Source organism: Plantactinospora alkalitolerans, from assembly GCF_015690345.1.
Classification (GTDB): Bacteria; Actinomycetota; Actinomycetes; order Mycobacteriales; family Micromonosporaceae; genus Plantactinospora; species Plantactinospora alkalitolerans.
The window spans coordinates 1-10,037 of record NZ_JADPUN010000133.1; the positions used below are offsets into that span (position 1 = coordinate 1).

Below are 10,037 nucleotides of genomic sequence, written 5' to 3' on the forward strand. Positions count from 1 at the left end.
TCGCCGGTCAGGAAGCCCGGCGCGACGCGGGCGATGCCGGACAGCACGAGGGCGGCGAGCGCGTACCGCGCGGCCTGTCCGGTGAGGTGCGGGTAGTCGACGACGAGCTGGCTGATCGAGACCGAACTGCCGACGATCACCATGCCGGCGACGCAGAGCAGGCCCGCGACCGGGTTCGAGATGTTCACGGGGCCGACGCTATGGTGCAAGTGGTTCGGACTTAAGGGCCAATCGCGGCGGCTTTTGGAGGACCAAATGGCCATCCTGGAGGCGTTGGTCGAGCTGGACCGGGACCGTCCGGGATTGGCCGACCGGCTCACCGTCGCCCTGCGCGCGGCGATCGTGGACGGTCGACTCGTCCCGGGGAGCCGACTGCCGTCGAGCCGGGACCTCGCCACCGACCTGCGGCTGTCCCGCGGCGTCGTGGTGGAGGCGTACGAGCAACTGGTCGCCGAGGGCCGGCTGGTGGCCCGGCGCGGCTCGGGTACGACGGTGTCGACCGGTCAGCACGGGATCGCGACGGCGGAACGCCGGCCCGGGGCGGTGGCCGGAAGAGCCGTTCGGCCCGGGCGGGAGCCGGTACCGGCCGCCCGCGGCGGCGACGGTCGTGGTCGGGGCGTCACCGGCCCGGTGGCCGTACCCCCGGGTCGGGGTGGGGTGCTGCCGCTGCGGCCGGGCGTGCCGGACCCGGGTGCGTTCCCCCGGGCGGCGTGGCGCCGCGCCTACGAGCGGGCCCTGGACCGGGCCGGCGCCGCCGACCTCGACTACGGCGATCCGGCGGGTGCACCCCGGCTCCGGGCCGAACTCGCCGGCTACCTCGGCCGGGTCCGGGCCGCCCGGGTCCGGCCGCTCGACCTGCTGGCCACCACCGGTGCGGCCCAGGCGTTCGGTCTGCTCGGCGGGGCGCTCCGGTCCGCCGGGGTGGACGCCGTCGGCCTGGAGGACCCCGGCAGCGAGGGCATCCGGGGTCATCTCGTCGCACACGGACTGCGGCTCGTGCCGATCCCGGTCGACGACGGTGGGCTGGACGTCGCCGCACTGGCCCGGACCGGCCTGCGGGCGGTGCTGGTCACCCCGGCCCACCAGTTCCCGACCGGTGTGGTGCTGGCACCGGACCGCCGGGCCGCCCTGCTCGGCTGGGCCCGCCGGGTCGACGGGCTGGTCATCGAGGACGACTACGACGCCGAGTTCCGGTACGACCGCGACCCGGTCGGCTGCCTTCAGGGACTCGCCCCGGACCTGGTGGCGTACATCGGCTCGGCCAGCAAGGCCCTCGCTCCGGCCCTGCGGCTCGGCTGGCTGGCCGTACCGCCGGGGCTACGGTCGGCGGTACTCGCCGCGAAGGCGGCGGCCGACCTCGGCGGACCGGTGCTCGAACAGCTCGCCTTCGCCGAGTTGCTGGCCGGCGGCGGCTACGACCGGCATCTGCGCCGGCTCCGACGGATGCACCGGCTGCGCCGGGACGCCGTGGTGACGGCGGTGCGCCGGTACCTCCCGGCCGCCCGGATCTCCGGTGTCGCGGCCGGGCTGCACCTGGTGGTGGAGCTGCCGGAGCACGTCGACGACGGGCCGCTGGCCGAGGCCGCGCACCGGGCCGGGCTGGGGCCGGTGCCGCTGTCCCGGCTGCGGCTGGCCCCCGGTGGTCCGCCCGGACTGGTGCTCGGGTACGCGACGCACCCGCCCGACGTACTGACCCGCGCGGTGGCGACGCTGGCGGAACTGATCGTCTAGGTTTGCCGCATGCCGCCATTCGTTCCCCTCGCCGAGCGGATCGTCGACGCGCTCCTGTCGAGCGATCCCGCCCTGGCCTCGTCCGTCGGTGACCACGGCGTCGACGACCAGTTGCCGGACTGGTCCGTGGACGCGGTGGCCGGGCAGGTGGCGATGCTGCGGGACGCCGCCCACGCGCTGTCCGAGGTCGACGCCGAGGAGCTGGAGCCGCCGGAGCAGGTCGACCACGCCGTGCTGTCGGCCTCGGTCGACCGGGGGATCTTCGAACTGACCGAGGTGCGTGACCACGAGTGGAACCCGCTGGCCCACAACCCCGGACCGTTGCTGTACGCGCTGCTCGACCGGCCGTTCGCCTCGGCCGACGTACGGCTGACCAGTCTCGCGGGGCGGCTGGCGGCCGTACCGGACGCGCTGTCCACCGCGCGGGCGGTGCTCCGCGACGTTCCCCGGATCCACGCCGAGACCGCGGTCGGGCAGTTCGAGGGCGCGGCGGCGCTGGTCCGTGACCAGGTGCCGGCGTTGCTGGCCGAGGCACCCGGGTTGCGGAGCACGGTGGAGCCGGTCGCCCAGGCCGCGGTACGCGAACTGACCGGGTTCGCCGACTGGCTGCGTACCGGCCTCGGGGACGATGCCGGCCCGGGGCGGGACCCGAGGTTGGGCCGCCGGCTCTGGGAGGCGAAGCTCTGGCACACCCTGGACACCGAGCTGTCGGCCCGGGAGGTGCTCGACCGGGCCTGGACGAATCTCGACCGGGTCACCGAGGAGATCCGCGCGGCAGCGGTCGAACTGGTCGGTGGTCCGGCCTCGGACGCGACCGTACGCCAGGCGCTGAACCTGCTCGCCGACGAGCACCCGGACGACGCCTCGATCGTGCCGCTCGCCCGGCTGACCCTCGGCGACGCGACCGACTTCGTCGCCGACGCCGAGTTGGTGTCACTGGTCGACGATCCGTGCGTGATCAAGGAGATGCCCGAGCACGATCGCGGGGTCGCGGTCGCCTACTGTGACGCGCCGGGACCGTTCGAGACCGGTGAGGTGCCGACGTACTACTGCATCGCGCCCACTCCGGCCGACTGGTCGGCGTCCCGGATCGAGTCGTTCTACCGGGAGTACAACGACCACATGATCCGCAATCTGACGGTGCACGAGGCGATGCCGGGGCACTTCCTCCAGCTGGCGCACGCCCGGCGCTACCGGGGCAGCAGCCGGGCCCGGTCGCTCGGCCACTCCGGACCGTTCGTCGAGGGCTGGGCCGTCTACGCCGAGCAGGTGATGGCCGAACACGGCTTCGGCGGCCTGGCGGTCCGGTTGCAGCAGCTCAAGATGCAGCTCCGACTGACCATCAACGCGATCCTCGACCAGCTCGTGCACTGCGAGGAGCTGTCCGAGGCGGACGGGCTCGCGCTGATGATGGAACGGGGCTTCCAGGAGGAGGGCGAGGCGGCCGGGAAGTGGCGGCGGGCGTTGCTCACCTCGACGCAGCTCTCCACGTACTTCGTGGGCTACAGCCAGATCGCCGAGATCGCGGCGCGGCGACCGGCGGGGGTACCGGTCCGGCAGTGGCACGATGCCATCCTCGCGCACGGTTCTCCGCCACCTCGGCACCTTCCCGTGCTGCTCGGTCTGGTCTAGGCCGGTCGGGGAAGGGCGCGTCGGGGCCGTCCGCCCTGCTCCGCCGCCCTCCACCGTCGGGATCCGGGCAAACGCGCTGGTTGCCGGCGGCCGCTCGGTAACCTGCGAATGGCAACGTTCGTCGGCCGTCGCCAGCGGGATCGGCATGGAGGTCATGGCGCCGCCAGAAGCTCCGTCGACGCCGGCTCCGGGCGCCACCAGGGCCGGCGTCGACGGGCTGGCCGGGGTCGACGGGCTGGCCGGGTCGACGGGCTGGCCCGGGTCGACGGGCTGGCCGGGTCATCCCGGCGGACCGCCGGCTACTGCGGGTCTGGCCGGCGGTCCACCACTCCGGCGCCGGGCGGCAGGTCGAAGGCGGAGCCCTCCACCGCGTCCCGGTAACGGCTCAACGCCACGTCGAGTTCGACGCCGTCGACCACGCCCTTGAAGCTGCCCAGGGCACCCTCGCCGATGATGCAGGCGTCGAACCTGGCGGTGGGCGCGTCGCTGAGCTGTTCGACATCCACACAGGTGGCATGCCGCCCGGCGACCGTGGTGTCGTGCTGTCGGATGACCGCGTCGGGGTCGATGGCGGCGGCGGTGAGCAGGCCGATCACCACCGGCGGGGTGACCAGGCCCCGCTTGTTCATGTCCGTGAAGATGGCGATTGCCGGCTTGGTGTTCGTCACCGGCGGCGCGGTGACCGTACAGGTCGGCTTCTTTCGGGTGGTGTCGCACGCCGTGGTGGCGTCCGCGGTGACCGTCAGCATGCCGCCGGGGTAGGTGTACGCGGCGCGGAGCGGATCCTGGGACTGCGAGATCGATGCGCTCTCGCCACCGGGAAGTTGGTAGTCGGCCGAGTAGGTGAGCTCGTTCGACCGGTCCAACCGGGCAGCGAGGTCGTTGACCAGATCGGCCCGGCTGATCACCCGGCCGGCGCCGTCCAGGGTCTGGCACCCGGAGATCGTCAGTACGGAAATGATCGCCCCCGCGAGTACCCGGAGTGAGATCGACACAACCGGCATGGCCTACAGCCTTGTCGATCGGGTGAAGGTCTCGCAAACCGGTTCCCACGTACGGTGAAGGATATCCGCAAATGTCGGATCCCTTCGCAGTCACGCGACCACGCTACGTGGCGGTGGTGCGGCTGCCGGCGGGGGACGTCGGGCCGTCGTCCAGGTCCGCCATGCGGCGCCCGCAGGTCCGGACCGGCCCGATAGGCTGGCCGTGGAGGCCTCAGCCGCACCGTCGCGGCCCGGACCGGACCGCCATCGACATCTGATGGACCGACATCGACAACTGAGGAGCACGACAGTGGCCACCATCGAGGGAATCGTCGCTCGGGAGATTCTCGACTCGCGCGGCAACCCGACCGTCGAGGTCGAGGTCGGGCTGGACGACGGTACGGTCGCCCGCGCCGCGGTGCCGTCCGGCGCGTCCACCGGAGCCTTCGAGGCGATCGAGCTGCGCGACGGTGACTCCGACCGCTACAACGGCAAGGGTGTCGAGAAGGCCGTCGCCAACATCGAGGACCGGATCGTCGACCAACTGGTCGGCTACGAGGCCAGCGAGCAGCGGCTGATCGACCAGAAGATGCTCGACATCGACGGCACCGACACCAAGTCGGAACTCGGCGCCAACGCCATCCTCGGCGTCTCGCTGGCGGTGGCGAAGGCGGCGGCGAGCAGCGCCGAGCTGAGCCTGTTCCGCTACCTGGGCGGCCCGCACGCGCACCTGCTGCCGGTCCCGATGATGAACATCCTGAACGGTGGCGCGCACGCCGACTCCAACGTCGACGTGCAGGAGTTCATGGTCGCCCCGATCGGTGCGCCCACGTTCCGGGAGGCGCTGCGCTCCGGCGCGGAGGTCTACCACGCGCTGAAGTCGGTACTGAAGAAGAAGGGCCTGTCCACCGGGCTCGGTGACGAGGGCGGCTTCGCGCCCGACCTGCCCACCAACTCCACCGCACTCGACCTGATCGCCGAGGCGGTCGAGAAGGCCGGTTACCGGCTCGGCACCGACATCGTCTTCGCGATGGACGTGGCCGCGACCGAGTTCTTCTCCGACGGCACGTACACCTTCGAGGGTGCGACGAAGTCGGCGGACGAGATGACCGCCTACTACCACAAGCTGATCGACGACTACCCGATCGTGTCCATCGAGGACCCGCTGGCCGAGGACGACTGGTCCGGCTGGGCGAACCTGACCGCCTCGATCGGCGACCGGATCCAGATCGTCGGCGACGACCTGTTCGTCACCAACCCGCAGCGGATCGCCCGGGGCATCGCGGAGCAGTCCGCGAACGCGGTACTGGTCAAGGTGAACCAGATCGGCTCGCTGACCGAGACCTTCGAGGCGGTGGACCTGGCCCACCGGGCGGGCTTCAAGTGCATGATGAGCCACCGCTCCGGCGAGACCGAGGACACCACCATCGCCGACCTGGCGGTGGCGATGGGCTGTGGCCAGATCAAGACCGGTGCACCGGCCCGATCCGACCGGGTGGCGAAGTACAACCAACTGCTGCGGATCGAGGAGGAGCTGGCCGACGCGGCGCGGTACGCCGGCACCAGCGCCTTCCCGCGTTACCGTTCGGTCTGACGTAGAACCTCGGGGGGAGGGTGCGACGGCGATGACGCAGCGCCGTACACCGAGCGGCCAGGGCCCGGCCCGGCGGCCGGATCGTGCCGGCCGGGCCGGGGTTCCCCGGCCCGGCCGGGCCGCGTCCCGTGACCCCGGGGCCCGGTCCGAACCGAAACAGGGCCCGGTCCGGGCGGCCGGAAATGTCCGGACCTCCGGCGCCGCCCGGACCTCCGGCGCCTCCCGGGGCACCGGCGCCAGCCGGAGCGCGGACGGACCCCGGTCGGGCAACCGGCCCGGGGTGGCCCGGCGGACCGGCGCCGCCCGGACGGTGAAACGCACCTACGCCCAACAACCCCGCCGCTACACCGGGCGGGCGACGGTGCTGGCCGGGGTCCTGGTCGCGCTCGCCCTCGCGTACACGTATCCGGTCCGGGTCTACCTCAACCAGCAGTCCGACATCGCCCGGATCGAGGCGGCCCAGCAGGCGCAGCGGAAGCTGATCGGCGATCTGACCGAGGAAGCCGCGCTCTGGGACGATCCGGAGTACGTCAAGATCAAAGCACGGGAGCGGTTCTTCATGGTGCTGCCCGGCGAGGTGCCGCTCGTGGTGCTGACCGACCGCGAGGGCGCCGCCCGGGACGCCGGTGTCGTTCCCGACCCGACGCAGCAGCGCGCCCCGGACCCCTGGTACGACACCCTCTGGTCGAGCATCCAGGCGGCGAACGAGCAGGAACGGACCGGTCAGTGAGCCGACCCGACGCGGTCGACGTACCCGGAACGGGGTCGGCGGCGGACTCGGTACCGCTACCGGTACGGGAACCGGCCACCGCCGGCGACCTGGCCGCGGTGGCCGCCCAGCTCGGCCGTACCCCGCGCGGCACCCGGGCGGTGGCCCACCGGTGCCCGTGCGGGCTGCCGGACGTGGTGGAGACCACCCCCCGGCTGGCCGACGGTACGCCCTTTCCGACGCTGTTCTACCTGACCTGCCCCCGGGCGGTCGCCGGATGCAGCCGGTTGGAATCCGCCGGGGTGATGCGGGAGATGGCCGAGCGGTTGGCGGCCGACCCGGAGCTGGCCGAGCGCTACCTGGCCGCGCACCAGGACTACCTGGCCCGGCGGAACACGATCGGACAGGTGCCGGAAATCGACGGCATCTCCGCCGGCGGCATGCCGGGCCGGGTGAAGTGCCTGCACGTGCACCTCGGGCACGCACTTGCCGCCGGTCCCGGAGTCAACCCCTTCGGCGACGAGGTGCTGGAACTGCTCGAACCCTGGTGGGCCGGCGGCCCGTGCGTGGAGCCGGCCGAATGACCCGTCCCGGATCGGAGTCGATGCCGGCCGAGCTGGTCATCCGACGGGCCCGGACGACCGACGTACGGGGGATCCGGGAGCTGATCGACACCTACAGCTCCGAGCGCCGACTGCTCAGCAAGGCGACCGTCACGCTCTACGAGGACGTCCAGGAGTTCTGGGTCGCGGTGGATCCGAGCGACGGAACGGTGGTCGGTTGCGGGGCCCTGCACGTGATGTGGGAGGACCTGGCCGAGATCCGGACCGTGGCGGTGCACCCGGGCTACCGGGGCCGCAAGATCGGTCAGCGGATCGTGACGGAGCTGCTGGCGACCGCCCGCGAACTCGGCGTCTCCCGGCTCTTCTGCCTCACCTTCGAGACCGGGTTCTTCGCCTCGTTCGGCTTCGTCGAGATCGACGGCGCCCCCGTTCCGCAGCCCGTCTTCGAACAGCTCCTCCGGTCGTACGACGAGGGGGTCGCGGAGTTCCTCGGCCTTGAGCGGGTCAAGCCCAACACCCTCGGCAACGTCCGCATGCTGCTCCGCATGTAAGCACGTTGGGATGTAAGGAAGGGCCCCTTCTTATCGCTTTCTGTCGAAGAAGGGTCCCTTTTTAACACCCCGCCTTCGGCTTCGGCGCGGCCAGTAGTCTGGCGTCCGTGATGACGGAAACGGTCTCTGAGCGGGTCGCCGCGATCGACTGCGGCACGAACTCGATCCGGCTGCTCGTCGCCGACCTGCCCGACCCGTCCGCCGGACCGGAGGCCGAACTGGCCGACGTGGTCCGCCGGATGGAGATCGTCCGGCTCGGCCAGGGCATCGACCGGACCGGCCGCCTGGCGCCGGAGGCGATCGAACGCACCCGCCTGGCCCTGGTCGGGTACGCGACCGAGATCGAGTCGCTGGGCGTGTCGAAGGTCCGGATGTGCGCCACCTCCGCCTCCCGGGACGCGTCGAACGCCGACGAGTTCCGGGCAATGGTGCTCGACACGCTCGGCGTCGAGCCGGAGGTGGTGACCGGCGACGAGGAGGCCAGACTCTCCTTCACCGGGGCGGTACGCGGGCTGGACGCCGAGGTACGGGAGCCGTACCTGGTCGTCGACATCGGCGGCGGGTCCACCGAGTTCGTGGTCGGTCGCCGTCCGGCCACCGGCGGTACGGCCCAGGTCGACGCGGCGGTGTCGGTGGACATCGGTTGTGTCCGGATGACCGAGCGGCACCTGTCCGGTGACCCGCCGACGGCGGAGCAGGTCGCGGCGGCCGAGGCCGACATCACGGCGGTGGTGGACCGGGCGTTGTCGATGGTGCCGGGGCGGGAGGCGGCCACCCTGATCGGGCTGGCCGGGTCGGTCACCACGGTCGTCGGGATCGCCCAGGGGCTGCCGGAGTACCGGTCCGATCGGATCCACCACGCCCGGGTGTCGTACGCCGACGTGGTGAAGGTGACGACGGACCTGCTGGCCCGGTCGGCGGCCGAGCGGCTCACCATCCCGGTGATGCACCCCGGCCGTGCCGACGTGATCGGCGCGGGAGCTCTGGTGCTCCAGGTCATCATGCGGCGGGCCGGAATGTCCTCGGTGATCGCCAGCGAGCACGACATCCTCGACGGGATCGCCTACAGCCTGCTGCCGGCGTAGCCACGGGTGGACCCGGAGAAGAGTCACCGCCGGCAGCTCCACCATTCCTGAATTGCCGGGCGACCCACTCGGGCAGGGCGGCCAGGGCGTCGGTCAGGAGATCCCTGGCCCGAGCCACGTTGTGGCAACGACAGTCGTCCTCCTGCATGGGGAGGTAGAGGATCCGACCGGGTTGCTCCAGGAATCGGGTGCAGAGCCGGAGCGCCGAGGCCACCGCGTCGCCGTGCAGCCTGGTGCGTTCCACGAGGGCCAGTTCGGCCAGGGCGGCGGGGGACATGCCGGGTACCGGGGCGGATGTGCTCGGTCGACGGCGCCGGCGCACATTGTCGGCCCGTACCGCGGGGCGGCCTACGCGGCACGGGCCTTTCGACGGTCGGTCATGCCGGGATGATGGCCGGTCCGGGGATGATGGCCGGTCCGGGGAAGGGGCGGCCGGTCCGGGGAAGGGGCCGGTCCGGAATGGACCGACCCCACCGCAGGAGCTTCCCGGGCTGGCGAGCTGCCTATCGAAGCCAGGCGTCGATGTTGTCGGCGGCCAGCCGGGTGAAGTTCCGCATCACCTCGGGCTCGGTCTCGAAGCCCGACTCCCAGGCGATGTCGTGCAGGATCGTCACCACCGGCCCGGTCCGGACGACCGTGACCAGGTTGTCGGCGGTGCCGGTGACCTCGTCGGTGTTGATGTCGACGACGTCGTGGCGGATCCGGATCAGCAGTGCCTCGTCGCCCTGGTCGGGAGGCGTCAGCAGGCTGTACCGGGTCGTCCGGGGGCCGTCGACCTCCTGACGGCAGTCCCGGACGGCGTCGGCGAGCTGGTCCATGAAGGTCGCCGCCGCGCGGTCCCGGTAACTGGTGATCGTCTGGACGAGGTACCCGTTCGGTACGTCTCCGGCCCGGGTGGGTGGATTGCCGTAGACGTACATGAGGGAGCGACGGGTCACGATCGAGGCATCGGCGCCGAACTTCCGGTCACAGAGGTCGGGAAGCGGCCGCTGCCATTCCGGACTGCGCCGGGACTGGCCCGTGGAGGTGTCCCGGGGCTGGGTCAGGAAGGCCCGGTCCGGGATCGAGGTCGGCGGGCGGACCGTCGTACCGGTGGTCTGCCCGCCCGGCGTGGCCGTCGGCGTCGCACCGGTCGGCGTCGGGACGCTGGTGGGCGGGACGGTGCCGGGAGGGCTGGTCGGCTCGGCGG

General features: G+C 72.1%; 8 protein-coding genes and 2 pseudogenes. 7 read left to right on the forward strand and 3 right to left on the reverse strand.

Going from position 1 to position 10,037, the window contains the following annotated elements; genetic code table 11:
• Positions 1–188, reverse strand: a pseudogene (locus I0C86_RS12505) (hypothetical protein); the annotation flags it as partial.
• A gap of 67 nt (positions 189–255) precedes the next feature.
• Here I0C86_RS12505 and pdxR point away from each other — a divergent pair.
• Together pdxR and I0C86_RS12515 are read left to right on the forward strand one after the other, a co-directional pair.
• Entirely contained in the window at positions 256–1,731 is a 1,476-nt protein-coding gene (pdxR, locus tag I0C86_RS12510) for a MocR-like pyridoxine biosynthesis transcription factor PdxR (protein WP_196201400.1), read from the forward strand.
• A 9-nt stretch (positions 1,732–1,740) separates the two neighbouring features.
• Positions 1,741–3,363, forward strand: a complete 1,623-nt coding sequence (locus I0C86_RS12515; protein WP_196201401.1) for a DUF885 domain-containing protein — start codon at positions 1,741–1,743, stop codon at positions 3,361–3,363.
• Positions 3,364–3,662: 299 nt separating this feature from the next.
• Here I0C86_RS12515 and I0C86_RS12520 read toward each other — a convergent pair whose 3' ends face one another.
• Positions 3,663–4,367 carry a hypothetical protein gene (locus I0C86_RS12520; protein ID WP_196201402.1) on the reverse strand — a complete coding sequence of 235 codons (705 nt, stop codon included), beginning with the start codon at positions 4,365–4,367 and terminating at the stop codon, positions 3,663–3,665.
• Positions 4,368–4,656: 289 nt separating this feature from the next.
• On the opposite strand from I0C86_RS12520, the gene eno reads away from it, so the two are divergent.
• From eno to I0C86_RS12545, 5 genes are all read left to right on the forward strand, one after another.
• Positions 4,657–5,940: a phosphopyruvate hydratase gene (gene eno / locus I0C86_RS12525; protein WP_196201403.1), complete on the forward strand. Its 1,284-nt coding sequence runs from the start codon at positions 4,657–4,659 to the stop codon at positions 5,938–5,940.
• Positions 5,941–5,971: 31 nt separating this feature from the next.
• Positions 5,972–6,670 (forward strand): FtsB family cell division protein, encoded by a 699-nt coding sequence (locus tag I0C86_RS12530; protein ID WP_196201404.1) that lies wholly within the window; start codon positions 5,972–5,974, stop codon positions 6,668–6,670.
• The gene (locus tag I0C86_RS12535; RefSeq protein ID WP_196201405.1) at positions 6,667–7,233 is read left to right on the forward strand and encodes a DUF501 domain-containing protein; all 567 of its coding nucleotides are present in this window, start codon (positions 6,667–6,669) and stop codon (positions 7,231–7,233) included. The genes I0C86_RS12530 and I0C86_RS12535 overlap by 4 nt, the downstream gene beginning before the upstream one ends.
• A complete protein-coding gene (locus tag I0C86_RS12540) occupies positions 7,230–7,763 on the forward strand; it encodes an amino-acid N-acetyltransferase (RefSeq protein WP_407676303.1) in 534 nt (177 codons plus the stop codon). Before I0C86_RS12535 ends, I0C86_RS12540 begins: the two co-directional genes overlap by 4 nt.
• A gap of 110 nt (positions 7,764–7,873) precedes the next feature.
• The gene (locus tag I0C86_RS12545; RefSeq protein WP_196201407.1) at positions 7,874–8,848 is read left to right on the forward strand and encodes a Ppx/GppA phosphatase family protein; all 975 of its coding nucleotides are present in this window, start codon (positions 7,874–7,876) and stop codon (positions 8,846–8,848) included.
• A 503-nt stretch (positions 8,849–9,351) separates the two neighbouring features.
• On the opposite strand, the pseudogene I0C86_RS12550 reads toward I0C86_RS12545, so the two are convergent.
• Positions 9,352–10,037, reverse strand: a pseudogene (locus I0C86_RS12550) (hypothetical protein); the annotation flags it as partial.

Coding starts and splice junctions, on each gene's coding strand:
- I0C86_RS12520 (WP_196201402.1), bottom strand. CDS start 4,367: ATGCCGGTTGTGTCGATCTCACTCCGGGTACTCGCGGGGGCGATCATT.
- I0C86_RS12545 (WP_196201407.1), top strand. CDS start 7,874: ATGACGGAAACGGTCTCTGAGCGGGTCGCCGCGATCGACTGCGGCACG.
- I0C86_RS12515 (WP_196201401.1), top strand. CDS start 1,741: ATGCCGCCATTCGTTCCCCTCGCCGAGCGGATCGTCGACGCGCTCCTG.
- I0C86_RS12540 (WP_407676303.1), top strand. CDS start 7,230: ATGACCCGTCCCGGATCGGAGTCGATGCCGGCCGAGCTGGTCATCCGA.
- pdxR (WP_196201400.1), top strand. CDS start 256: ATGGCCATCCTGGAGGCGTTGGTCGAGCTGGACCGGGACCGTCCGGGA.
- I0C86_RS12530 (WP_196201404.1), top strand. CDS start 5,972: ATGACGCAGCGCCGTACACCGAGCGGCCAGGGCCCGGCCCGGCGGCCG.